We start from the raw sequence: 22,731 nt of genomic DNA, 5'->3' as shown, positions 1-22,731 counted from the left end.
GCCTTGGTAGGCTTTTACCCTACCAACTAGCTAATCAGATATCGGCCGCTCCAGGAGCATGAGGTCTTGCGATCCCCCACTTTCATCCTTAGATCGTATGCGGTATTAGCGTAACTTTCGCTACGTTATCCCCCACTCCAGGGTACGTTCCGATATATTACTCACCCGTTCGCCACTCGCCGCCAGGTTGCCCCGCGCTGCCGTTCGACTTGCATGTGTAAGGCATGCCGCCAGCGTTCAATCTGAGCCAGGATCAAACTCTTCAGTTTAATCTCTGTTTATTTGGCATTTCTGCCACCGTCATTGCTGACGGGTCGCTCACTCAAAATACTGACAGGCCACTATTTTCATAGCGCCTATTTCATTACTTCTTGTGAACATTTGATATTTTAAGTATCAGCAGGACTAGCCTGCTGTGCACTTTCATCAAACGTCCACACTTATCGACTGTTAATTTTTAAAGAACTTTATTCGGTACTGCTTGCTGCGGAGCGTTGTGTCCGTCAGCGAAGAAGAAAGAGTATGAAGCGTTTAGATCGTTTCGTCAACCCCTTCTTTTTTCTCGCTTCACTCAGCATTTACATGCGCCGTTCTGCGAGGGGGCGAATCATAACAAACAGGGTTGAAATTCGCAAGTGCTGCGAGGGGCAATAAATTTTGAATGGTGACGATTCGATAGGATTGACAAAAAAATACTGCTTATAATGCAACCATACGTCTCACAACCCACCACGGAACTGAACCATGTTAAAAAAATTACTCGTCATCGCCTGTGTAGCAGCAACTTGCGCATCAGCAACGGCAGCTCCCGTCGCCTATAACTTCAGCTACACCGGCGCATTGCGTAACTACGCCTTTCCCGGAGCCGACACATGGATTAGCGACTATCGTATCGCCGGAAGTTTTACTGGGGAAGACAAAGACCACAACGGTGTCATCAGCGAAACCGAAGTGAGTTCGCTCAAGATAGAAGGCACCGATATAGACAATACCGAATACATTCAACAGGGCAATTGCAATTGCCGCATGGATCAATTCTCCTTTAAGCTGAAAGAACAAAGCTTGTATTTTGCTGCGAGCTATACCGACTGGCGGGATACTTACTCATGGATTACCAATACCGGGGTTTTCATTCCACTTGAGCACGGCCAGTATTACTTAAGCTACTACTTTACGCCGGACACGGTATATACGTTGACCGCCGTCCCGGAGCCATCGACCTACGCCATGATGGGCGCGGGCCTGCTGGGCCTCGCAGCAATTCAGCGCCGCCGTAAGAAATCCACGTAATGCATTTTTAACACAACGTTCCCCTGCCGTTCGACGCGCTGACCTGGTCAGTCGGCGCGCCCTCCCTCCCCTCTCTTTGCCTCCCATCCCCGCTTTTCTGCAGCCTGTCGCACGCCCTTGGCATCCGCGCCGCCCATCCCTTACAGTTGCATCGTCCCAATAGCATTGTCATTCCGGGCAATATGGAAGCTCTCAACAGTTGATCGTTAAGCTACACTTGCCGCTTGCATGACAATACAGAACGAAAGCCTCACATGTTTCCGATGCCTAAAACGCAAGACACCCTGAAAACCGCCGGCGCCTGGCTGCATCGCGGTTTCGATGCGACCGCCACGTGGGTAACGCAGCTGTCGTGGTGGAAGTTCCTGGTGTTTGCAGTGCTGACGCTGATTGCCGGCTCCATCCTGCAAGACGAGCTGTTCTCCTCCAGCCCGGACGAAGAAGTCGTGATCAAGAACGACAAGCATTCGAAACGCAAAAACGGCGACACCAATATCCTGATCGACGACAGCGGCATCCACTTCAACCCGCGCGGCAAGATACGCAACAAGGATGCCGACAAGACCGACAAGAGCGACTCCTCCGACGCCAGCAGCGACGACAACAAGGGCGTCCCCGTCGCGCCGCCTGCCACGCCGGCCGAGCCGGCTCAGCCGGCACAGCCCGCCGAACCGGCCGCCCCCGCAGGCAAACCCTCCAAGCCGTCCGCCGCATCCGTTCCCGCCCTGCCCACCCTGCCCGGCGAAGAAGTCCATATCGACCTGCCGCCGCAGATCGGCGAAGAGTTGTCGAACGCGATTGAAGAAGCCGTCGACGACGCCGCCGAGCAAAAAGTCACCCGCTACCACCGTCAGGCCTCGACCTGGTTCAAGAGCTTCGTCTCGCTGCTGGTGCTCGCCCTGTTCGGCACCAAGGCACTGATGGGCGGCAAAAAACGCGCCGAAGCCGAAACCCTGACCGCCAACGCCGCCGTCGAACGCGAATCCATGCAGCGCCAGCTCAGCGAAGCCAAGATGCAGATGATGCAGGCCCAAGTCGAGCCGCACTTCCTGTTCAACACCCTGGCCTCGGTCGAGCACCTGATCGAAACCGACCCGCCGCGCGCCTCCGCCATGCAGCGCAGCCTGATCAAATACCTGCGCGCCGTGCTGCCGCAAATGCGCGACAACGCGCTGATCACCAACCTCGGCCGCGAAGCCGACATGGTGGTGGCCTATCTGAACCTGCTGAAAATGCGCATGGAAGAGCGCCTGACCGTCGACTTCGACATCCCCGACGGCCTGCGCACCGCCGCCTTCCCGCCGATGATGCTGCAATCGATGGTGGAAAACGCCATCAAACACGGCCTGGAAGCCAAACCCGAGGGCGGCACGCTGAAAGTGCGCGCCGACGTCGCCCACAACAAGCTGCGCGTGATCGTCACCGACGACGGTCTCGGCTTCGGCGCCGTGCCCAGCGACGGCACCGGCCTGGGCCTGATGACCATCCGCGAGCGCCTGAAACTGCTGCACGGCGACCAGGGCCAGCTGCTGATCGCCGCCAACAGCCCGAGCGGCGTCATCGCCACGATCGAAGTGCCGTACCAGCTCTCAAAATAAGATCGATTGATTATTACGGCGATTCGTTGAATAATTAATTGTTTAAATAATTAACATTGCAGAACACACCCACATGCCTACAGCAATCATTGCCGACGACGAACGTTTGATGCGCGACCAACTGCGCATGCGCCTGGGCCAGGTCTGGCCCGAGCTGGAGATCATTGGCGAAGCCAAGAATGGCGACGAAGCGATCGAACTGGTCGACCAGCTCAAGCCGGACTTCACCTTCCTCGACATCCGCATGCCCGGCAAGACCGGCATGGAAGCGGCCACGGTCATCGGCAACAAGAGCAACATCGTGTTCGTGACCGCCTACGACGCCTACGCGGTCGAAGCCTTCGAGCGCGGCGCGGTCGACTACGTGCTGAAACCGCCTGAACAGGAACGCCTGCAGATCACCGTCGACCGCCTCAAGACCCGCATGAACAAGCCGGCCGCCGATGTCAACGCCAGCGTGACGGCGATGCTGTCGCAACTGGCGGAAAAGATCGCGACGCCGAAACCGGCCTACCTGCAATGGATACAGGCCAGCATCGGCCAGGACCTGCGCATGATACCGGTCGAGGAAATCCTGTTCTTCCGCTCCGACGAAAAATACACCTGCGTGCAGACCGAGCGCTACGAAGCGCTGATCCGCAAGCCGGTGCGCGACCTGGCGGAAGAGCTCGACCCCGCGCTGTTCTGGCAAATCCACCGCGCCACGCTGGTCAACGTCAACGCCATCGAAGGCGTGACGCGCGACATCCGTGGCCGCCATCTGGTCATGATCAAGGGCAAGCCGGACAAGCTGGAAGTCAGCCGCAGCTTCCTGCACCTGTTCAAGCAGATGTAATTCCCGCAGACGCCGAGCGCGTCTGCGTCAAATCAATCCCCTGCCCCGCACTTGCTTTAGTGTGGACCCACGCGGCCGCCGGCCGCATGGAGACGCGCATGGGTCGCACCCGATCATTGCTACTGCTTGCGGGCGCGGTCGCGCTGGCCAGCCGACTGTCCTGGCGCATGGGCTGGCAATGCGCGCGCACGGCCGCCGCCCACAAGCGCAGCCGCGGCATCATCCAGCACGCCAGCGACGCCATCATCTCCACCGACGAGCGCCAGCACATCCTGCAGGCCAATCCCTCCGCCGCCGCCATGTTCGGCACCACGGTGCAGGCGATGGAAGGCTCGCCGCTGCACCGCTTCATCCCGCGCGACCAGCGCCAGAACAACGAACCCACGACCACCCGCTATTTCGGCGACACCGGCATCCGCCTGCGCATGAAGGGCCGCCGCGCCAGCGACTACGCGGTGACGGGGCTCAAGGCCGGCGGCCAGCACTTCCCGCTGGAGGGCTCGATCTCGTCGCTGGCGGAAAACGGCCACCGCATCTACACCATCATTTTGCGCGACATCACCGAGCGCAAGCAGGTGCAGGAGCAGCTGGAACAGTCGTACTCGCAGTTGCGCGAGCTGTCGGCCGCGCTGCAAACGATACGGGAGGAAGAACGCAAGCACATCGCCCGCGAGCTGCACGACGACCTCGGCCAGCTGCTGGCGACGTTGCGGGTGGACCTGGCGCTGTTGCAACAGCAGCACAGCAACGACGCGGTGGCCCGCAAGCTGCAGGCCGGCATGGACGAGCTGCTGATGTCCGCAATCACCTCGCTGCGGCGCATCGCCAGCAATCTGCGGCCGCGCGCGCTCGACGAGGGCGGTTTGTATTTTGCGCTGGAGAGCTTGCGCCAGGAATTCGTTGCCCGCTACGGCATCGCCTGCACGCTGGATGCGAATGAAGAGGATTTGATACTCGATGACGCCTACAGCACAGCCATCTTCCGCATTGCGCAGGAAGCGCTGACCAACATCACCCGCCACGCCGAGGCGCGCAAGGTCATGCTGTCGCTGTACCGCACCGATTCAATGCTGCAAATCACGATACACGACGACGGCCGCGGCATCGCCGAAAAGGACATGGACAAAGCGTCGTCCTTCGGCCTGATCGGGATGCGCGAACGCGTCTGGGCACTGCATGGCGACATTTCCATCGTCAGCGACGGCGGCACCCGGATCATGATCCGGCTGCCGCTGCCCCCTCAGGAAAACCCCGCCGATCCTGCTTAGAAGGCGTGACGGATGCCGACGTTGAAGGCCTTGTCGCCGCTACCAGCTTCGTTGTTGTTACCAACGGTGTAGCCGGCGCCGTTCTTGTTCTTGATCTTGGCGTAGGCGACATACATGCCGGTACGCTTCGACAGCGAGTGCAGGTAGCCCAGGGCCCACTGGTCGGCGTCCTGGTTGTTGACGGTCTTGTCGTTCTTGCGGATGTACGAAGCCATGATGGTGCCGCTAGGAGCGACTGGCACTTGCACGCCGATCAACAGGTCGTTGCTGTCTACGCTGGCTTTTGGCGCCACGGCGTAACCGTAGGCGTTGGCCACTGGCAGGGCTGCGCTGTTCACGCCTTTGTCTGCGCCGTAGGCGAAGTAGGCTTTGACAACCTGGAAGTCGTAGTTGATCGCGAACAGGGTGTTGCGGCCGCTGTCTTGCAGCTTGGCTGGGGTGGCGCCGGAAGCGGCGGTGTCGTTGTTGCGGTTGTTGTACACCAGACGCGCGTTCAGCGGGCCGTTGGCGTAGTTCAGGCCGAAGCCGAACTGACGGCCGGCGGTCGAGCTGCCAGCCTGCTCGCCCAGCGAGTACAGGCCTTCGGCGCTGAAGCCTTCAACGCTAGGCGATGCGTAGACCAGCGCGTTGCTGGTGCGGGTGTTGGCGCCAGCAGCTGGGAACAAGTTCTTGATGCTGCCTGCGTAGCCGGCGCCGAATGGGTCGGCGACCTGGCTCATGGCGTTGTACAGCATGGTGTACTGACGACCGATGGTCAGGGTGCCGGCTTCCTTGCTTTTCAGGCCGACGAACGATTGACGGTTGAACAGGGCGCTGTTGGCGTTGTCCAGCGCGCCATCATCCACTTTCACGCCGGTTTCCAGGGTGAAGATGGCCGACAGGCCGCCGCCCAGATCTTCCGTACCGCGGAAGCCCAGACGCGACTGGCCGCCGATACCGCTGGTGACTTTGGTCACGCTGCCAGCAGCGCCGCCGCGCTCGCCGACCAGGCCGGCATCGACCAAGCCATAGATCGTGACATTCGATTGCGCTTGTGCTTGGGCTGCGAAACCGCCGATGATCATTGCTACCAGAGTAAGTTTTTTCACTTGATGTTCTCTACTGAAGGTTGAAAGAAGTAACTGCATGTAATGAATCTACGGGGCGAATCATGCCTATCAATTACTTCAACAATGTGACAACGACCATTTGTTGTAATTCGACATCAATAAAAAAAAGCCGCTAAAAGCGGCTTTTCGGGGCGAAACAGTCTTATTTCAGGCGGCAGCTGAGCAGGTAGTAATACTCCATGCGCTCGATGCGGAGCTGGCGCGCCGACGTCGCGAAACGTTTGCGCAGCGTGCTGTCGGTCAGGTAATTCTTCATCACTTCGTAACGCTGGCCGTCGTCGGCCGTCAGGATCTGGAAGGTATTGCCTTCCAGGTCGGTGCGGGCGAAGACCATGCTGTTGCCATCGACATAAGTTTCATCGAGCAAGACCAGCAGCACATCCTTGCCCAGCTTGCTGCGCAGCGTCTTCAGGTATTTTTCCTGGTCTTCACGCTTGACGTGCGCCCACAGGCCGGCAGCGAACACCGCCGTGTACTTGCCTTCCAGGCCGTCCGGCAGGTTGAAGGCGTCCATCACGCCGAAGGTCACGACGTCCTGGTCCAGGCCGCGGGTTTCGGCCAGCGCGATCATTTCCGGCAGCAGGTCGGTGGCGTGCACCGATTCCGCCACTTCGGCGATCAGGTCGGTCCAGTATGCGGTGCCGCAGGCCAGTTCCAGCACCTTGTGGCCCTGGAACAGCTCGGCAACCATTTCCTGCAGGTCATCCAGATCGTCGAAGCGCTCTTCCTGCGCATAGACCTGGTCATAGTTATCGGCGTTGACGGCATAAAATTGTGCCAACTGGTTGGTAATCATGTCTTACTTTCTAATTTACAGTTCGTAGTGCTCTTTTTCACCGCTCATGGCTTGCTCGATCAACTTGCGGTTGAGCGTAGGCGCCAGCAGTTCAATAAAGGTGTAGATATAGCTGCGCAGATAAGCCCCCTGCTTGACCGCCACCCGCGACACATTCATGCCGAACAGGTGACCCACGGGGATGGCGCGCAGGTTCTTGTCGCGCTCGGCGTCGAAGGCCATGCCCGCTATGATACCAATCCCCATGCCCAATTCCACATAAGTCTTGATCACGTCGGCGTCGATGGCTTCCAGCAGCACGTCCAGCTTCAGCCCGCGCAGGGAGAAGGCATGGTCGATCTTGCTGCGGCCGGCAAAGGCGCCATCGTAAGTGATAATCGGGAAAGCGGCAATTTCTTCCAGCGTTACCTGCTTGGATTTCAGCAAAGGATGGTCCGGCGCCACCACCACCACGTGTTCCCATTGATAGCATGGCAATGTTATCAATCCAGTCACGCCGGCGATGGACTCGGTGGCGATCGCCAGGTCGGCCTGGTCGCGCTGGACCATTTCGGCGATCTGTTGCGGATTCCCTTGCAACAAAGACAATCGCACCTTGGGAAACTTCAGCATAAAGGCCTGCACCACTTTCGGCAGCGTGTAGCGCGCCTGCGTGTGTGTGGTGGCAATGGTAAAACTGCCGCTGTCCTGGGCCGCATATTCCTTGCCGATGCGCTTCAGGCTGTCGATCTCCTGCATAATTAACTCCACCGATTCCAGCACCAGCCGCCCCGGTTCGGTCAGGCCGCGGATACGCTTGCCGTGCCGGGTGAAGATATCGACGCCCAACTCCTCCTCCAGCTCGATAATCGCCTTGGACACGCCCGGCTGCGACGTAAACAGCGCCTTGGCGGCGTCGGTCAGGTTGTAGTTCTGGCGTACAGCTTCGCGCACGAAGCGCAGTTGGTGAAGGTTCATTGCAGATCCAGGCCCATCATAAATTGAACGTCCATGCTTATACCCATTACGTATATAAGCAAATAAAGACTAAGTCGTATGGAATAAAGACGAAGTTTATTACTATTAGCGCTAGTTTGGGGGTTCTAGCAAGCGACTATCTAGGAAGAATATGTATCAATACGACCAATATGACCATCTCATCGTGCGTGAACGCATCGCCCAGTACCGCGATCAGGTGCGCCGCCGCCTGTCCGATGAGCTGACCGAAGCCGAATTCCTGCCGCTGCGCCTGCAAAACGGCCTGTACATGCAGCGTCACGCCTACATGCTGCGCATCGCCGTGCCATACGGCCTGCTGGCATCCAAGCAAATGCGCATGTTTGCGCACATCGCCCGCAAGTACGACCGCGGCTATGGCCACTTCACCACCCGCCAGAACATCCAGTTCAACTGGATCGAGCTGGAACAGACCCCGGACATCCTGAGCGACCTGGCCTCGGTGGAAATGCACGCCATCCAGACCTCGGGCAACTGCATCCGCAACACCACCTCCGATCCGTACGCCGGCGTAGCCGCCGACGAGATCATCGATCCGCGTCCGTACGCCGAGGTGCTGCGCCAGTGGTCCACCTTCCACCCTGAATTCATCGCCCTGCCGCGCAAATTCAAGGTCGCCATCAACGGCGCCGTCGAAGACCGCGCCGCCATCGCCGTGCACGACATCGGCCTGACCGTGGTGCGCAATGACGCCGGCGAGATCGGCTTCAAGTTCATGGCCGGCGGCGGCATGGGCCGCACCCCTATCCTGGGCAGCGTGATCCGCGACTTCCTGCCATGGCAGCACTTGCTGACCTACACCGAAGCCGTGATGCGCGTGTATAACCAGTACGGCCGCCGCGACAACAAGTACAAGGCCCGCATCAAGATCCTGCTGAAAGCCATCGGCGTCGAGGAATTCACCCGCCAGGTCGAAGCCGAATGGACCGACCTCAAAGACGGCCCGGAAACGCTGACCGTCGAAGAGATGCAGCGCGTGATCGACTACTTCGAGCCGCCAGCCTACAAGCAGCTGGACGACAGCGACGTCGTCGCGGCACAAGCCGGCAACAAGGCCTTCGCCAACTGGGTCAACCGCAACGTCAAGCCGCACAAGCAGCCTGGCTACGCCGCCGTGGTGCTGTCACTGAAGAAGACCGGCGTGCCGCCGGGCGACGCCACCGCCGAACAGATGGACTTCATGGCCGACTTGGCCGATCGCTACAGCTTCGGCGAACTGCGCGTCACGCACGAACAGAACGTCGTGCTGGCCGACGTCGAGCAGTCGCAGTTGTTCACCTTGTGGGAACAGGTCAGGGCCAAGGGCCTGGCCACGCCGAACATCGGCCTGCTGACCGACATGATCTGCTGCCCCGGCGGCGACTTCTGCTCGCTGGCCAACGCCAAATCGCTGCCGATCGCCGCCGCCATCGCGGAACGCTTCGACAACATCGACTTCCAGCACGACATCGGCGAGATCGAACTGAATATCTCCGGCTGCATCAACGCCTGCGGCCACCACCACGTCGGCAGCATCGGCGTGCTGGGCGTCGACAAGGACGGCAGCGAATGGTACCAGGTGTCGATCGGCGGCTCGCAGGGCAACAACGCCGCCATCGGCAAGATCATCGGACCATCGTTCTCCGCGCTGCAAATGCCGGAAGTGATCGGCCGCCTGCTGCAGGTCTATGTGCGCGATCGCTACGAAGACGAATCGTTCGCCGACTGTGCGCAGCGCCTCGGCATCGCACCGTTCAAGGAATTTGTGTACGCCACGCCGATCGTCGAAGCCGGTCGCCGGGTTGGAGAGGATGAATATGTCTGAAGTTAAAAACCTGATCATCAAAGGCCGCGAAGTGGTCGAAGACAGCTGGCACGTGCTGCGCGCGCCGGAAGCGGCCGACGGCGGCGTCGCCCCCGAAGCCGACGCCATCGCCGCCCTGCCCGTCCCGGCGGGCAAGGTGATCGTGCCGGTCGCCGTCTGGAACGCCCAGCGCGAATCGCTGCTGGCGCGCGCCGCCGCCGGCGAGATCGGTGTCTGGATCGCCAGCGACGAACGCCCGGAAGCGTTGAAGGACGACCTGTCCAAGTTCGCCGTGATCGCCGTCGACTTCCCTAAATTCACCGATGGCCGCGGCTACTCGATCGCCTATAACCTGCGCACACGCCTGGGCTGGACCGGCGAACTGCGCGCCATCGGCGACGTGCTGCGCGACCAGCTGTTCTCGATGCAGCGCGTCGGCTTCGACGCCTACGCCACGCGTCCCGACCGCAGCATCCATGACGCGCTCAAAGGCCTGTCCGATTTCTCGGAGACCTACCAGGCGTCGGTGGACCAGAAAGTGCCGCTGTTCCGCCGCCATGCGCGCAACGTCGGCGTCAAAGACGGCGATGCCGGCTACGGTATCTGAACGGAGCGAACATGAGTGACCTGAGCAAGCTGATTGCGGACACCAGCGCCACGCTGAACCGCATCGCCAGCGAACATAGCCCGGCGGTCTTCGCCTCCAGCCTGGCGGCCGAAGACATGGTGCTGACCGATTTGATCCTGAAGGCCAAGCTGAATATCGGCATCTTCTCGCTGGAGACCGGACGCCTGCATCCCGAAACGCTGGCCATGCTGGACCGCGTGAAAGAGCACTACGACGGCTACGAGATCGCGCTGTACAAGCCTGAGACGGAAGCCATCGACGCCTACGTCGCGCAGAATGGCCTGAACGCCTTCTACGACAGCGTCGAGATGCGCCGCGAATGCTGCCGCATCCGCAAGGTGGAGCCGCTGGGCCGCGCACTGGCCGGCAACAAGGCCTGGGTCACGGGCCAGCGCCGCGCGCAGTCGGCCACCCGCACCTCGCTGATGGTGGAAGAAGACGATCCGGCGCACTTCATGACCAAGTTCAATCCGCTGGCCGACTGGTCGGAGGAAGACGTCTGGAACTACATCCGCGACAACAACGTGCCGTACAACGCGCTGCACGACCAGGGTTATCCATCGATAGGCTGCGCACCGTGCACGCGCGCCATCGAACCGGGCGAAGACGTCCGCGCCGGCCGCTGGTGGTGGGAGAATCCGGAATCGAAGGAGTGCGGCCTGCACATGGTCGACGGCAAACTGATACGCATTAAGTCCGTGGCGGCGTAAGCCCGCCACACCAAAAGCACACCAAAACAATAGGCATAGTCCCATGAACGCTATAGTTGAAAACCACGCCGCGCATGTCAATGCACGCCACCTCGACGCCCTGGAATCCGAAGCGATCCACATCATGCGCGAAGTGGCGGCCGAGTGCAGCAACCCTGCCCTGCTGTTCTCGGGCGGGAAAGACTCGGTGGTCCTGCTGCGCATCGCGGAGAAGGCTTTCCGCCCCGGCAAATTCCCGTTCCCGCTGGTGCACGTCGACACCGGCCATAACTTCGCCGAAGTGATCACCTTCCGCGACAAGCGCGTGGCCGAACTGGGCGAGCGCCTGATCGTCGGCTCGGTCGAGGAATCGATCAAAAAAGGCACGGTGCGCCTGCGTAATCCGCTGACCGATTCGCGCAACGCCGCGCAGGCGGTCACGCTGCTGGAGACCATCGCCGAACACGGCTTCGACGCCTGCATCGGCGGCGCCCGCCGCGACGAAGAGAAGGCCCGCGCCAAGGAGCGCATCTTCTCCTTCCGCGACGAATTCGGCCAATGGGATCCGAAGTCGCAGCGCCCGGAACTGTGGGACTTGTATAACACCCGCGTTCATCCAGGCGAAAACATGCGCGTGTTCCCGATCTCGAATTGGACCGAACTCGATGTGTGGCAGTACATCGCCCGCGAAAAGCTGGAACTGCCGCCGATCTACTTCGCCCACGAACGCCAGGTCATTCCGCGCAACGGCCTGCTGGTGCCGCTGACCGACCTGACGCCTGCCCGCGAAGGCGAGACCGTCGAAACGCAGGTGGTGCGCTTCCGCACCGTCGGCGACATCTCCTGCACCTGCCCGGTGTCGTCGGATGCGGCCACGGTGGAGCAGATCATCGCCGAAACCGCAGTCACGCAGATCACCGAACGCGGCGCCACCCGGATGGACGACCAGACCTCCGAAGCGTCGATGGAAAAACGTAAGAAAGCAGGATACTTCTGATGAACGCTCGCACCGACAACCACGAACAAAAAACCGAACGCGGACTGCTGCGCTTCATCACCGCCGGCTCCGTCGACGACGGCAAGTCCACCCTGATCGGCCGCCTGCTGTTCGACAGCAAAGGCATCTTCGCCGACCAGCTGGACGCCATGTCGCGCTCCAAGCACAAGCGCACCGTCGGCGACGCCGTCGACCTGTCGCTGCTGACCGACGGCCTGGAAGCCGAACGCGAACAGGGCATCACCATCGACGTGGCCTACCGCTACTTCGCCACGCCGAAGCGCAAGTTCATCATCGCCGACACGCCGGGCCACGAGCAGTACACCCGCAACATGGTGACGGGCGCCTCGACCGCCGATGCAGTCATCATCCTGATCGACGTCTCGAAGGTGAAGCTGCATGACGACGGCAGTGTCGACCTGCTGATCCAGACCAAGCGCCACTCGACCATCGCCCACCTGCTGCAAATCGAGCACGTGGTGGTCGCGGTCAACAAGATGGACCTGGTGAACTACGACCAGGCGATCTACGACCGCATCGTCAAGGCCTACCGCGAGTTCGCCGAGACGCTGGGCCTGAAGGACATCACGCCGATTCCGCTGTCCGCCCTGACCGGCGACAACGTCGTCGACGCCAGCGAAAAACTGAGCTGGTACAAGGGCCCGACGCTGATCGAGCTGCTGGAATCGCTGTCGGTGTACGACGAATCGCACCACGCACCGTTCCGCTTCCCGGTACAGCTGGTGGCGCGCCACAACGGCCACGAAGCCAACGACTTCCGCGGCTACATGGGCCGCATCGAAGCGGGCAAGGTATCGGTCGGCGACAAGCTGGTGGTGCAGCCGTCCGGCCAGACCGCCACGGTCAAGGACATCCTGACGCTGGAAGGTTCGCATCAATCGGCGGTGGTGGGCCAATCGATCACGCTGCTGCTGAACGAATACCTGGATATCTCGCGCGGCGACCTGCTGGCCGGCGCCGAACAGCCTGCGACCCTGCTCAAACAGCTGAAGGCGGACGTGTGCTGGATGTCCGACGAGCCGCTGGACCAGCGCCGCAAGTACTGGATCAAGCACGGCACCAAGCAGACCTCGGCCAAGATCACCGGCATCGAGTCGCTGTTGGACATCAACACCCAGCAGCGCCACGGCGCCGAAGGCCTGAAGCTGAACGACATCGCCCGCATCGGCCTGACCGTGCAGCAGCCGCTGGCGGCCGACGCCTATGCCGACATCCGCGCGACCGGCGCCTTCATCCTGATCGACGAAGTCACGCACCAGACCGTCGCAGCGGGCATGATCCGTCTCGGCGAGTAAGAGCTGACAGCCATGGCAGCTCTCGGAAAAGTCTACCTGATCGGCGCCGGCCCCGGCGCCCAGGACTTGATCACCCTGCGCGGCGCGCGCCTGCTGGCGCAAGCCGACGTCGTGCTGCACGACGCGCTGGTGACGGCCGAGATGCTGGAGCTGTGCCCTCAAGCGGAGAAAATCCTGGTCGGCAAACGCTACGGCCAGCTGTCGACCGCGCAGCAGTTCATCAACAAGCAGATGGTCGACAACGCCAGGAAGTTCCCGCTGGTGGTGCGCCTCAAAGGCGGCGATCCGATGATGTTCGGCCGCGCCGACGAGGAATTGCGCGCGCTGGAGGAAGCCGGCGTCGACGTCGAAGTCGTCCCCGGCATCACCACCGCGCTGGCCGCAGCCGCCGCCAGCAAGCAGCCGCTGACCAAGCGCGGCGTGGCGCGCAGCGTCGCCTTCTTCACCTCCTCCACCGCGCCCGAACACGCGGCCCACGACGCCATGCCCGACACCGACACGCTGGTGCAGTACATGGGCGGGCGCGAAGCCATCGCTACGGCCGAACGCCTGCTGGCGCAGGGCCGCCATCCCGACACCCCGGTGGTCGTCATCGAAAACTGCAGCCGGCCGGACCAGCATATCCGCCGCATGACCATCGCCTCGCTGGCGCAAGGCCTGGGTGCGGCCCACGGCCCGGTGCTGGTGATGCTGGGCGACGCGATGCAAAGCCGCCCCCACCAGGCCAGCGACGAGACGCCACTCCCTTCAGCAGTACAGCAACTGCGCGCCTGATCCGTAATAGAATGTCCATTCATACCAAACGAGGTGGCAATGGACACTGTACAAGAAGTACTGGAACGCGCATGGACCTCCCACTCGGCCGGCGGTTTCGATAACGCGCTCAAGGACTACATCTGGCTGTTCGACGCCAGCGCAGCCGATGCGGAAACCGCGCCGCTACGACTGTCCTATGTGCTGAGCGCCTGGGCCAAGCTTGCGGAAGAATACCTGCCGGCCCGCCACGCGCTGGTCGAGCTGCGCGACCGCGACAGCAAACGCCTGCTGGCCGGCGCAGACGCCGACAGCGAAGCCGCCACCGCCCTGTTCAACGACATCCGCGCCATCAACGACAAGCTGGGCGACTTGCAGAACACCTACCACCTGTTCCAGCAGCTGCCCGAAGCGCTGGCGCAGCGGTGCGCCCGCTCGGCGCTGCCCTCGCTGATGGCCTGCGGCGACTACGCGCTGGCCCGCCAGCACCTGCCGCAACCCTTGCAGCATCTGGCGCAGGCGGCGGCAGTGCTCAACCAACGCCGCGCCGGCATGAACGTGCTGACCACCGCCGGCGTGGCCGACCTGCTGGCCGAGGTGTACAACTACATCGTCGAACTGGCGCTGGTACTGGACTTGCTGGACGGCTGCGGCGATACTGCTGCGGCGGAAGCGGCGCGCGAGCAGGCGGTAACGCTGGTGCAGTCGCCGGAAGCGCGCGCCTGCGTGCAGGCGGAACTCGACGCCCCCGGCACAACGCTGGACGCCATGATCGAACTGCAAAACTCTTCAGCGACCGAATAGTGAAAACGAACTACGCCCAAGCCCTTCTCCTCCTCGCACTGCTGCCGGTGGCCGCCCATGCTCCCGCCGCCATCCCGACCTACGATTTCAAGGTCGTCCGCGCCTATCCGCACGACCCGCAGGCCTTCACCGAAGGGCTGCTGTACCGCGACGGCTTCCTCTACGAGAGCACCGGCCTGAATGGCAAATCGTCGATCCGCAAGGTGGAGCTGGAGACCGGCAAGGTCGTCAAGAGCAAGGACATCCCGCCGCAGTACTTCGGCGAAGGCCTGACGGCATGGCAGGACACGCTGGTCGGCCTGACCTGGCAGACCCACACCGGCTTCGTGTTCGACCTCGCCACCTTCGAGATGCGCAGCCAGTTCGCCTACCCAGGCGAAGGCTGGGGCCTGGCGCAGAACGGCAAGGAGCTGATCATGAGCGACGGCACGGCCACGCTGCGCTTCCTCGATCCCAAGACCTTCCTCGAAGTGCGCCGCGTGAAGGTGACTGCGGACGGCATTCCGGTCGACCAGGTCAACGAGCTGGAAGTGGTGGGCGACGAGATCTTCGCCAACCTGTGGCACACCAACACCATCGCGCGCATCGATCCGGCCAACGGCAAGATCATCGGCTGGATCGACCTGGGCAAACTGTATCCCGACGCCGGCAAGGGGCCGAACGGCGAGAACGTCATGAACGGCATCGCCTGGGACGCGGAGAAGAAGCGCCTGTTCGTGACCGGCAAGCTGTGGCCCAAGCTCTACGAGATCAAGATCGTCCCTCGGAAGTAAACAGCGCGATCAGCTCATCGGCCACCGCGCGCACCTGCGCGGCACGCCGCACATCCTCGTGCATGACGATCCACAGCTTGCGCCTGACCGGGCAGGCCGGCGTGTCGATGGCGGCCAGGCCGCCGCGCCGCTGGTCGAACAGATATTCCGGCAACACCGCAACGCCGCAGCCGCCCAGAGCCGCCTGGTACAAGGTGCCCAGGTCATTGGAGCGCAGGCAGTAGCGGCGCCCGCCGCGTACTTTCTCCAGCCATTGCTGCTGCGGCGTCTCCTGCATCAGCTCATCGTAGCCGACAAACTCCCACTGCTCCGGCGCGCGCGCCGCCAGATAGTCCGGGCTGGCATACAGGCCGTAGGCTATCGTCGTCAGCGCCCGCACCGCCAGCCCCGGCGCGCCGGGACGATTGAAGCGCAGCGCGATATCCGACTCGCGCCGCATCAGGTCCGTCTCGCGCGCCTCGCCGCGCAAATCCAGTTCGATGCCGGGCAGCCGGAACAGCGCGGCCTTCAGGTGCGGCGCCAGCAAATAGGCCGACAGCGCGGGCGGCGCCGACACCCTCACCTTGCCGCTCAGCGCAGCGCTGCCGCTGGCCGCCCGCATCAGGCCGTGCAGGTTCTCTTCCATCTTGCGCGCGTGCGGCACCAGCGCCTTGCCGGCCGCCGTCAGCGACCAGCCTTTCGGAAAGCGGTCGAACAGCTTGACCGCCAGTGCAGCCTCCAGCGCATCGATGCGCCGCGCCACGGTGGTGTGTTCGACCCCGGCCGCCCGCGCGGCGCCGCTCAGCGTGCCGGCATCGTGCAGGGCCAGGAAGTATCGCAGGTGGTCCCAGTCTGGTTGGTTCATTGTGCAATTATGCACATATATCGGGCGAATTTCGCTAATTTCGTTCAGATCGGTTTAGCGCTATCGTGGCCCCACCACCATCACGGAGATCGCCATGAAACTGTTGAACCGATTATTCTGCCTCGTCATGTGGGTGCCCGCCACGCAAGCGGCCGGCGCCACCGCCGCACCGGACTTTCCGCTGGCCGGTACCTGGACGCTGGTCGCCGCCGACCAGTTGCTCCCGGACGGCACGCGCATCCACGACTATGGCGAAGCGCCCGCCGGCCTGATGATGATCGACAAACAAGGCCGCTACAGCGTGCAGATCTACCGTACCGGGCGTCCGCGTTTTGCCGGCGGCGACAAGAAGAACGGCACGCCGGCGGAGTTCGAGGCTGCCGTCCTGGGTGCGAGCACGCACTTCGGCACCGTCGCCGTCGACAGCGAAGCGCGCACGCTGACCTTCAGCATCGCCAGCGCGGCGTTTTCAAACTGGGAGGGCACGCAGCAGAAGCGCGCCTATGAATTGAACGGGGATGAGCTGAGCTACCGCGTGCCGGCCAGGCCGGACGGGCATATTCCGCTATCAGTCTGGCGTCGCGTGCGCTGACAAGGAGGCGACGCAGTAGTCGGACAGCGCATTGAGCACGGCCGCGTTCTCTCCGGCCGCTTCGACCACCGCGATCGACGTTTGCGGATGGTCGATGCGCAGCTGCTCGACCATCAGCGGCAGGTCGCGCAGCACGTGGCCGCCCTGCCCCAGGAACACCGGCACCACGGTGATGTGCGCTACGCCGTCGGCCACCAGTTCGGCCGCCAGCTCGGGCAGGCCCGGCGTCATCAACTCCAGGAAGGCCAGCGATACGCGCACGTCCGGCGTGCGCGCCTGCGTCAGCTCGCGCAGCCGTTCGAACGGCGCCGCCCACGATGCGGCGCGCGCGCCGTGCGCAAATAAAACCAATGCTTGTTTACTCATGACTAATGCCTCTCCACCCACCACAAGGCACCCAATGCGAGCGCCAGGAACAGCATGCTGGGCGCGAGCGCCGTGACGAATGCCGGGAAGGCGCTCAACATGCCCAGATGCGAGAACAGCGAGTTCACCAACTGGAAGCTCACACCGATCATAATACCAACAAAGATCTTCAGGCTCACGCCGCCGCTGCGGGTGTGCAGGTAGCCGAACGGCAGCGCCAGCGCCATCAGCACGAAGATCGCCAGCGGGTCGAACAGCTTCTTCCAGAACGCGATCTTGAAGCGCTCGGTCTCCTGCTTGTTTTCCTGCAGGTGGCGGGTGTAGACGGCCAGCTCGTTGGCCGACATGCGTTCGGGGTCGGAGCCTGCCACCGACAGGATCTTCGGCGTCACCTCGGACAGCAGGTTCTTGCTGGCGCTGTGGCGGGTTTCGATCAGGCTGGAATCCTGGGCGAAGTTGTTGGCCAGGTTGGCCTCGCTGCCCGGCTTCAGCAGCGCCGGATTGGTGAAGATATTCTCCGTCACATCCGACAGCTGCCAGTTGTTGTCGCCCTTGAAGGTGCCGGTCTTGGCCAGCGTGATCGAGCGCAGGCGGAAGCTGGTGTCGAATTCGTACAGCTTGACGTCGAACAGCGTGCCGTCCGGGCCGACCTGGCGCGCATTGAAGAAGCGCGTGCCGGTGACGGTGCCGCGCATGCCGTCGGACTTGACGATATCCTTGGTCCACAGGCCGGAGCGGAACTCCGACGAGATCGCGGCGCCACGGGCGCTCAGCTTGATCTTCTCGGCCAGCGGCGCGGTGCGCGGCGCCACCAGTTCGCCGAAGATGAAGGTGATCACCACCAGCACCAGGCCTACCTTGGCCAGCATCCCCGCCACCATGCCGGTCGACATGCTGGCCGCGCGCATGATGGTGAACTCGGACGTGGCCGCGAACTGCGCCATCGTGTAGATGGTGCCGATCAGCGCCGCCAGCGGCATCACCTCGTACACGTGGGCCGGCAGGCGCACCAGCACATACAGGAAGGCATATTGAATGGTGTAGCCGTTCTGGCCAACCGACGGCAGTTCGCCCGTCAAGTCCATGAAGGCCTGCAGCGCCAGCAAGGCGACCAGCAGGAAAGCCACCGCCTGCAAAATGGTGACGGCGAAATAGCGTTGCAGGATCTTCATGGCGATACGGCTTTCTTGTCAGCGGCGCGCGAGCGCTTCAGCGCCGCCAGCAATGCCAGCGGATGGTAACGATGGTTCAGGTTCAAGCGCCAGGCGAACAGCCCGAACACCAGCAGCGCCACGACCAGGTGCAGCGGCCACCACGACAACGCGAACATCGATTTGCCCTGCTTGACGTTGGCCTCCACCAGCTTGACCAGATTGCTGTAGCTGAAGAAGATCAGCAGCGAGATGATCAGATTGGCCGAACTGCCGGCGCGCGGATTGACGAAGCCCAGCGGAATCGCCAGCAATATCAGCAGCAGGCAGGTGACGGGCGACGAAATCCGCCACAACAGCTCCGCGCGGCCGACCGGCGTGGTGTCGTACAGCAGATCCATGATGGGCACGGCGGCGATATTGCGTTCCGCCTCCAGGTCCTGGTTATGGTTGGTCACGCGCATGCTGTAGCTTTCGAACTCCATGGTCTGGAAGTCCGACTGGCCCGGCATGCCCTGGTAGCGGCGGCCGTTCTTCAGCACCAGATAGCGCTCGCCTTTGGGGCCGGTACTGACCACGCCTTCGCGCGCGACGATGACGGCGGTGCCGTGTTCATCGACCGTGTTGACGAACACGTTCTGCACCACCGAGGTCTTGCCCTCCACGCCTTCGACGAAGAAGATGCGGTTGGCCGACGTCGATTCCTTGAACTGGCCCGGCGAGACCTTCTGCAAATCCTCGCGCTTCTGGAAGCGCTCCACGTATTCCAGGCTTTTCAGCTTGGCCCATGGCGTGGCGACGAAGCTCAGGCCCGCCGTCACCAGTATCAGGGGCAGGCCGAACACCAGCACCGGCGCGATCCAGCGGGTCAGACTCAGGCCGGAAGCGAACCACACCACCATCTCGGAATCGCGATAGGTGCGGGTGACGACCATCAGCACTGAAATAAAGCTGGTGAGGATCACAATAGTTGGCAGATAATTCAAGGCTGCGAAGGCGATCAGCGCGACGACATCGCCGGAGGCCACCTTGCCGCCGGCGGCCATGCCGAGTACCGTAATCAGGGTCCAGGTAACGCAGATGCTGAACAGCACAGTGAAGGTGGCCCCGGCGGTACTTGCCATTTCACGTCGTAGGGCGCGTTGAAAGATCATTCGAAAGTTATAATTCGGTAGTTAAGGGCCTCACAGGGCCACAAGTTTAAATAACAGCCTGATAAACAGGCTGGCAATTCGTACACGACACGGAGAATCAAATGGACTTTAGCATAAAAGCATTCGACACAAAAAACACCATCGCATCGGCCAAGGCCGGCGTTGTCGCCGTCGCGGTCTTTGAGAACAAGAAGCTGTCGCAAGCCGCCAAGGCGTTGGACGGCTCCGGTGAAATCACGGCTGCGCTGAAGTCCGGCGACATCTCCGGCAAGGCCGGCACCACCCTGCTGCTGCGCGGCGTGAAGGGCGCGAGCGCCGACCGCGTACTGCTGGTCGGCCTGGGCAGCGACGATGCCGTCAGCGAGAAGAGCTTCGCCAGCGGCGTGTCCGCAGCGCTGAAGGCATTCTCCTCGCTGGGTACGAGCGACGCTATTATCGCACTGCCGATGGCTGAAGTGAAAGAGCGCGACCTCAATTGGGCGATCCGCTGCGTGGTGCAAAGCGCGCACGAAAGCGTGTTCCGCACCGACGGCCAGAAGAGCAAGAAGGATCCGGCGCCGACCGGCGTGAAGAAAATCGCGCTGGCCGTGCCGAACACCGCCGCCACCAAGCTGGCGCTGGCCCAGGCCGTGGCGATCGCCAACGGCATGGACCTGACCAAGGAACTGGGCAACCTGTCGGCCAACGTCTGCACCCCGACCTACCTGGCCAACACCGCCAAGAAGCTGGGCAAGGACTACAAGTTCGACATCGAAGTCCTGGACCGCAAACAGCTGGAAGCGCTGAAGATGAACAGCTTCCTGTCCGTGACCAACGGCAGCGAACAGCCGCCGAAGTTCATCATCCTCAAACACATGGGCGGCAAGCCTAAGGATGCGCCGGTGGTGCTGGTCGGTAAAGGCATCACCTTCGACACCGGCGGTATTTCGCTGAAGGCCGGTCCTGGCATGGACGAGATGAAGTACGATATGGGTGGGGCGGCGTCTGTCCTGGGTACCTTCCGCGCCATCGGCGAGATGAACCTGAAGCTGAACGTGATCGGCGTGATCGCCGCCTGCGAGAACATGCCTTCCGGCCGCGCCACCAAGCCGGGCGACATCGTCACCTCGATGAACGGCCTGACCATCGAGATCCTGAACACCGACGCCGAAGGCCGCCTGGTGCTGTGCGATGCGCTGGCCTACGCCGAGCGCTTCAACCCGGCCGCCGTGATCGACATCGCCACGCTGACCGGCGCCTGCATCGTCGCACTGGGCCACCACAAGAGCGGCCTGTTCACGCGCGACGACGAAGTGCACAACAAGCTGGCCGACGAGATCATGGCAGCGGGCAAAGCCGCCGGCGACACCGCATGGCGCCTGCCGATCGGCGAGGAATACAACGAACAGCTGAAGTCCAACTTCGCCGACCTGGCCAACATCGGCACCCCTGGCGGCGCTTCGTGCACGGCGGCGGCGTTCCTGGAGAACTTCACCCGCAAATACACCTGGGCGCACCTGGACATCGCCGGCACCGCATGGAAATCGGGCGGCGCAAAAGGCGCGACCGGCCGTCCGGTACCGCTGCTGTCGAACTTCCTGATTGGCCGCGCTTAATCAGTACAAGGTAACACCCGCAGCCGGCGGCGGCAGCGCATCGCGCTCCACCGCCGGGTGCATCACCACCGTCAGCGTGGCTGGATAGTCGTAGCCCGCGCCCGTATTCTTGTCGATGAAGTAGCCGACACCGGCCGTCAGCGCCAGATTCCCCCACAGATTGCCGTCCACTTTGGAATCGACCTTTTCGTAGGCCCACCCCGCGCCCTCCTTGCGGCAGTCGATGCGCAGCGGACCCGCGCTCTTGCGCAGCGTGATGCGTTCCGGCGTGGTGACGAACCACTTGCCGACGTCGTTGTACAGCACGCAGCCGACGCCCGCGATCTCGCGATGATCGAGCACGGTTTGCACCAGCACGTTTTGTTGGGTGGATTCTGTCAGGGAGGCGCAGCCGGCGATCAATGCCGGCAACGCCGCGGCAGCGAATGCGAATTTACACGCAGCTGCAACGGGGCGGAAATACATGGTCTGCCTCAGGGTTAGTGGGTCAGACCAGTGTAGCAGCCCGGGGGCTATTCCATATGCTCAATCAAGCGGCGTAAAGCGTTGCACTTTTACGCCATCGACTTCGACAATTTCAAAAAACACGTCTTTCGGCCGGGCCCAGATGGACCCGTTGGCGGCGCGATAAACGATCATGGTGCTGAGATCGGATTCCAGGGTGGCCTCGCATACCAGCTCGTAAAGCCCCCCTTTGTAGTGCTTGAAGCGCATACCGGGTCAGGCGTTGTGCCGTACCGGTTCGGCAGCCACAGCGCGCTCTTCCGCCTGCTCCTGCTGCTTCTTCTTCAAGCCCTGCACCACTTTCAGGATGTCGTCCATGCCGCGTTCGCCGCCCAGGGTGGAGAACGCATCCAGAACTTCGTTCAGCACCTGGTTGCGCACCGCAGCCTCGTCGGAGTTGATGACCGGCGGGCGTTGAACGGCAGCCTTGGCCTTTTCCAGCGCGGCGGCTTCCTTTTGCGCGGCGGTCTTGCGGCCGCCCGGCGTTTTGCCGTGCTCTAACGCTGCCTGCCAGATGACCCAGCGGCGTTGCGTTTCAAAAACCAGATACTCTTCTGGTTTGTCTTCCCGGCGTCGGACGATGTGACCGTCTTTTTGCGCCCACGTCTCAAATGCAGCTCGCATTTTTATTCCTTTGCAAATGCGCTACGCGCAATTCACTGTTAAAACCACAAGTAATTTCCGTATAGTACCATTTATTGTTAAGCCACAACATAAAAATGTACCCGGTACCCTGCTATTTTTGATTGCCCCACGGAAACACAAGTTTTCCACTTAATTTGTATCAGTATATTTCTCTTTTGCTTATTTTGTCTTTATTTACCGTTCTATTTTGACAACAAGGAGACACTCCTAGCAATTTTTTTTTGATTTCACACATTTTGCAACAT

At 61.8% G+C, this 22,731-nt stretch carries 24 protein-coding genes and 1 rRNA gene; 14 read left to right on the top strand and 11 right to left on the bottom strand.

The genetic code is table 11. The features are described 5' to 3' along the window. Window positions 1-269 (bottom strand): 16S ribosomal RNA (locus DUGA2_RS15660); the annotation flags it as partial. 475 nt (window positions 270-744) lie between these two features. On the opposite strand from DUGA2_RS15660, the gene DUGA2_RS15655 reads away from it, so the two are divergent. From DUGA2_RS15655 to DUGA2_RS15640, 4 genes are all read left to right on the top strand, one after another. Next, on the top strand, window positions 745-1,290 hold the full coding sequence (locus tag DUGA2_RS15655; RefSeq protein ID WP_083296339.1) for a PEP-CTERM sorting domain-containing protein: 546 nt from the start codon (window positions 745-747) through the stop codon (window positions 1,288-1,290). A gap of 254 nt (window positions 1,291-1,544) precedes the next feature. Beyond that, a complete protein-coding gene (locus tag DUGA2_RS15650) occupies window positions 1,545-2,888 on the top strand; it encodes a histidine kinase (protein WP_070270239.1) in 1,344 nt (447 codons plus the stop codon). Between the two features lie 73 nt (window positions 2,889-2,961). Further along, complete coding sequence (locus DUGA2_RS15645; protein ID WP_070270238.1) at window positions 2,962-3,723, top strand: LytTR family DNA-binding domain-containing protein; 762 nt, start codon at window positions 2,962-2,964, stop codon at window positions 3,721-3,723. Window positions 3,724-3,821: 98 nt separating this feature from the next. Continuing rightward, window positions 3,822-4,991 carry a PAS domain-containing sensor histidine kinase gene (locus DUGA2_RS15640; protein ID WP_070270278.1) on the top strand — a complete coding sequence of 390 codons (1,170 nt, stop codon included), beginning with the start codon at window positions 3,822-3,824 and terminating at the stop codon, window positions 4,989-4,991. Here DUGA2_RS15640 and DUGA2_RS15635 read toward each other — a convergent pair. The 3 genes from DUGA2_RS15635 to DUGA2_RS15625 all read right to left on the bottom strand — a co-directional run bounded on the left by DUGA2_RS15635 (window position 4,988) and on the right by DUGA2_RS15625 (window position 7,853). Further along, window positions 4,988-6,055: a porin gene (locus DUGA2_RS15635; RefSeq protein ID WP_070270237.1), complete on the bottom strand. Its 1,068-nt coding sequence runs from the start codon at window positions 6,053-6,055 to the stop codon at window positions 4,988-4,990. The two genes, DUGA2_RS15640 and DUGA2_RS15635, sit on opposite strands and share 4 nt — an antisense overlap. Before the next feature lie 187 nt (window positions 6,056-6,242). Further along, window positions 6,243-6,896, bottom strand: a complete 654-nt coding sequence (locus DUGA2_RS15630) for a class I SAM-dependent methyltransferase (RefSeq protein WP_070270236.1) — start codon at window positions 6,894-6,896, stop codon at window positions 6,243-6,245. Between the two features lie 15 nt (window positions 6,897-6,911). After that, window positions 6,912-7,853, bottom strand: coding sequence for a CysB family HTH-type transcriptional regulator (locus DUGA2_RS15625; RefSeq protein ID WP_008446531.1), 942 nt, complete (start codon window positions 7,851-7,853; stop codon window positions 6,912-6,914). Between the two features lie 151 nt (window positions 7,854-8,004). On the opposite strand from DUGA2_RS15625, the gene DUGA2_RS15620 reads away from it, so the two are divergent. The 8 genes from DUGA2_RS15620 to DUGA2_RS15585 are packed head-to-tail and all read left to right on the top strand — an operon-like array spanning window position 8,005 to window position 15,635. Beyond that, window positions 8,005-9,696, top strand: coding sequence for a nitrite/sulfite reductase (locus DUGA2_RS15620; protein ID WP_070270235.1), 1,692 nt, complete (start codon window positions 8,005-8,007; stop codon window positions 9,694-9,696). After that, complete coding sequence (locus DUGA2_RS15615) at window positions 9,689-10,282, top strand: DUF934 domain-containing protein (RefSeq protein ID WP_070270234.1); 594 nt, start codon at window positions 9,689-9,691, stop codon at window positions 10,280-10,282. Before DUGA2_RS15620 ends, DUGA2_RS15615 begins: the two co-directional genes overlap by 8 nt. Window positions 10,283-10,293: 11 nt before the next feature. After that, the gene (locus tag DUGA2_RS15610) at window positions 10,294-11,013 is read left to right on the top strand and encodes a phosphoadenylyl-sulfate reductase (protein ID WP_070270233.1); all 720 of its coding nucleotides are present in this window, start codon (window positions 10,294-10,296) and stop codon (window positions 11,011-11,013) included. Between the two features lie 43 nt (window positions 11,014-11,056). Next, a complete protein-coding gene (gene cysD, locus DUGA2_RS15605; protein WP_008446524.1) occupies window positions 11,057-11,989 on the top strand; it encodes a sulfate adenylyltransferase subunit CysD in 933 nt (310 codons plus the stop codon). Next, a complete protein-coding gene (locus DUGA2_RS15600) occupies window positions 11,989-13,305 on the top strand; it encodes a sulfate adenylyltransferase subunit 1 (protein WP_070270232.1) in 1,317 nt (438 codons plus the stop codon). The genes cysD and DUGA2_RS15600 overlap by 1 nt, the downstream gene beginning before the upstream one ends. A gap of 12 nt (window positions 13,306-13,317) precedes the next feature. Beyond that, entirely contained in the window at window positions 13,318-14,079 is a 762-nt protein-coding gene (cobA, locus tag DUGA2_RS15595) for a uroporphyrinogen-III C-methyltransferase (RefSeq protein ID WP_070270230.1), read from the top strand. 39 nt (window positions 14,080-14,118) lie between these two features. Further along, window positions 14,119-14,862 (top strand): hypothetical protein, encoded by a 744-nt coding sequence (locus tag DUGA2_RS15590; RefSeq protein ID WP_070270229.1) that lies wholly within the window; start codon window positions 14,119-14,121, stop codon window positions 14,860-14,862. Further along, on the top strand, window positions 14,862-15,635 hold the full coding sequence (locus tag DUGA2_RS15585; protein ID WP_070270227.1) for a glutaminyl-peptide cyclotransferase: 774 nt from the start codon (window positions 14,862-14,864) through the stop codon (window positions 15,633-15,635). Before DUGA2_RS15590 ends, DUGA2_RS15585 begins: the two co-directional genes overlap by 1 nt. Here the strand turns inward: DUGA2_RS15585 and DUGA2_RS15580 are convergent. Then, window positions 15,613-16,479, bottom strand: a complete 867-nt coding sequence (locus DUGA2_RS15580; protein WP_070270225.1) for a LysR family transcriptional regulator — start codon at window positions 16,477-16,479, stop codon at window positions 15,613-15,615. The two genes, DUGA2_RS15585 and DUGA2_RS15580, sit on opposite strands and share 23 nt — an antisense overlap. 94 nt (window positions 16,480-16,573) lie before the next feature. Here DUGA2_RS15580 and DUGA2_RS15575 point away from each other — a divergent pair, with 94 nt between their 5' ends. Next, window positions 16,574-17,071 carry a lipocalin-like domain-containing protein gene (locus DUGA2_RS15575; RefSeq protein ID WP_070270224.1) on the top strand — a complete coding sequence of 166 codons (498 nt, stop codon included), beginning with the start codon at window positions 16,574-16,576 and terminating at the stop codon, window positions 17,069-17,071. Here DUGA2_RS15575 and DUGA2_RS15570 read toward each other — a convergent pair. From DUGA2_RS15570 to lptF, 3 genes are read right to left on the bottom strand one after another with little or no spacing between them, the layout of a single operon-like run. Next, window positions 17,048-17,437 (bottom strand): sirohydrochlorin chelatase, encoded by a 390-nt coding sequence (locus tag DUGA2_RS15570; RefSeq protein ID WP_070270222.1) that lies wholly within the window; start codon window positions 17,435-17,437, stop codon window positions 17,048-17,050. The genes DUGA2_RS15575 and DUGA2_RS15570 overlap by 24 nt on opposite strands. A gap of 2 nt (window positions 17,438-17,439) precedes the next feature. Continuing rightward, window positions 17,440-18,609, bottom strand: a complete 1,170-nt coding sequence (gene lptG, locus DUGA2_RS15565) for an LPS export ABC transporter permease LptG (RefSeq protein ID WP_070270221.1) — start codon at window positions 18,607-18,609, stop codon at window positions 17,440-17,442. Next, the gene (gene lptF, locus DUGA2_RS15560; RefSeq protein WP_229214695.1) at window positions 18,606-19,712 is read right to left on the bottom strand and encodes an LPS export ABC transporter permease LptF; all 1,107 of its coding nucleotides are present in this window, start codon (window positions 19,710-19,712) and stop codon (window positions 18,606-18,608) included. Before lptF ends, lptG begins: the two co-directional genes overlap by 4 nt. Window positions 19,713-19,843: 131 nt before the next feature. On the opposite strand from lptF, the gene DUGA2_RS15555 reads away from it, so the two are divergent. Then, the gene (locus DUGA2_RS15555) at window positions 19,844-21,337 is read left to right on the top strand and encodes a leucyl aminopeptidase (protein WP_070270219.1); all 1,494 of its coding nucleotides are present in this window, start codon (window positions 19,844-19,846) and stop codon (window positions 21,335-21,337) included. On the opposite strand, the gene DUGA2_RS15550 is transcribed toward DUGA2_RS15555, so the two are convergent. From DUGA2_RS15550 to DUGA2_RS15540, 3 genes are all read right to left on the bottom strand, one after another. Beyond that, entirely contained in the window at window positions 21,338-21,748 is a 411-nt protein-coding gene (locus DUGA2_RS15550; RefSeq protein WP_229212238.1) for a hypothetical protein, read from the bottom strand. Between the two features lie 114 nt (window positions 21,749-21,862). Further along, entirely contained in the window at window positions 21,863-22,051 is a 189-nt protein-coding gene (locus DUGA2_RS15545) for a DUF1653 domain-containing protein (RefSeq protein WP_070270217.1), read from the bottom strand. Between the two features lie 6 nt (window positions 22,052-22,057). Next, the gene (locus DUGA2_RS15540; RefSeq protein ID WP_008446505.1) at window positions 22,058-22,465 is read right to left on the bottom strand and encodes a hypothetical protein; all 408 of its coding nucleotides are present in this window, start codon (window positions 22,463-22,465) and stop codon (window positions 22,058-22,060) included. Window positions 22,466-22,731: the final 266 nt, after the last annotated feature.

It is taken from the genome of Duganella sp. HH101 (assembly GCF_001758795.1).
Taxonomy (GTDB): Bacteria; Pseudomonadota; Gammaproteobacteria; order Burkholderiales; family Burkholderiaceae_D; genus Rugamonas; species Rugamonas rivuli.
The sequence above is the reverse complement of the archived record's forward strand: the minus strand, read 5'-3'. Positions and strand labels throughout refer to the sequence as shown.

Coding starts and splice junctions, on each gene's coding strand:
- DUGA2_RS15590 (WP_070270229.1), top strand. CDS start 14,119: ATGGACACTGTACAAGAAGTACTGGAACGCGCATGGACCTCCCACTCG.
- DUGA2_RS15645 (WP_070270238.1), top strand. CDS start 2,962: ATGCCTACAGCAATCATTGCCGACGACGAACGTTTGATGCGCGACCAA.
- cobA (WP_070270230.1), top strand. CDS start 13,318: ATGGCAGCTCTCGGAAAAGTCTACCTGATCGGCGCCGGCCCCGGCGCC.
- DUGA2_RS15610 (WP_070270233.1), top strand. CDS start 10,294: ATGAGTGACCTGAGCAAGCTGATTGCGGACACCAGCGCCACGCTGAAC.
- DUGA2_RS15630 (WP_070270236.1), bottom strand. CDS start 6,896: ATGATTACCAACCAGTTGGCACAATTTTATGCCGTCAACGCCGATAAC.
- DUGA2_RS15575 (WP_070270224.1), top strand. CDS start 16,574: ATGAAACTGTTGAACCGATTATTCTGCCTCGTCATGTGGGTGCCCGCC.
- DUGA2_RS15540 (WP_008446505.1), bottom strand. CDS start 22,465: ATGCGAGCTGCATTTGAGACGTGGGCGCAAAAAGACGGTCACATCGTC.
- DUGA2_RS15635 (WP_070270237.1), bottom strand. CDS start 6,055: ATGATCATCGGCGGTTTCGCAGCCCAAGCACAAGCGCAATCGAATGTC.
- lptF (WP_229214695.1), bottom strand. CDS start 19,712: ATGGCAAGTACCGCCGGGGCCACCTTCACTGTGCTGTTCAGCATCTGC.
- DUGA2_RS15625 (WP_008446531.1), bottom strand. CDS start 7,853: ATGAACCTTCACCAACTGCGCTTCGTGCGCGAAGCTGTACGCCAGAAC.
- cysD (WP_008446524.1), top strand. CDS start 11,057: ATGAACGCTATAGTTGAAAACCACGCCGCGCATGTCAATGCACGCCAC.
- DUGA2_RS15600 (WP_070270232.1), top strand. CDS start 11,989: ATGAACGCTCGCACCGACAACCACGAACAAAAAACCGAACGCGGACTG.
- DUGA2_RS15545 (WP_070270217.1), bottom strand. CDS start 22,051: ATGCGCTTCAAGCACTACAAAGGGGGGCTTTACGAGCTGGTATGCGAG.
- DUGA2_RS15555 (WP_070270219.1), top strand. CDS start 19,844: ATGGACTTTAGCATAAAAGCATTCGACACAAAAAACACCATCGCATCG.
- DUGA2_RS15655 (WP_083296339.1), top strand. CDS start 745: ATGTTAAAAAAATTACTCGTCATCGCCTGTGTAGCAGCAACTTGCGCA.
- DUGA2_RS15620 (WP_070270235.1), top strand. CDS start 8,005: ATGTATCAATACGACCAATATGACCATCTCATCGTGCGTGAACGCATC.
- DUGA2_RS15650 (WP_070270239.1), top strand. CDS start 1,545: ATGTTTCCGATGCCTAAAACGCAAGACACCCTGAAAACCGCCGGCGCC.
- DUGA2_RS15615 (WP_070270234.1), top strand. CDS start 9,689: ATGTCTGAAGTTAAAAACCTGATCATCAAAGGCCGCGAAGTGGTCGAA.
- lptG (WP_070270221.1), bottom strand. CDS start 18,609: ATGAAGATCCTGCAACGCTATTTCGCCGTCACCATTTTGCAGGCGGTG.
- DUGA2_RS15580 (WP_070270225.1), bottom strand. CDS start 16,479: ATGAACCAACCAGACTGGGACCACCTGCGATACTTCCTGGCCCTGCAC.
- DUGA2_RS15640 (WP_070270278.1), top strand. CDS start 3,822: ATGGGTCGCACCCGATCATTGCTACTGCTTGCGGGCGCGGTCGCGCTG.
- DUGA2_RS15570 (WP_070270222.1), bottom strand. CDS start 17,437: ATGAGTAAACAAGCATTGGTTTTATTTGCGCACGGCGCGCGCGCCGCA.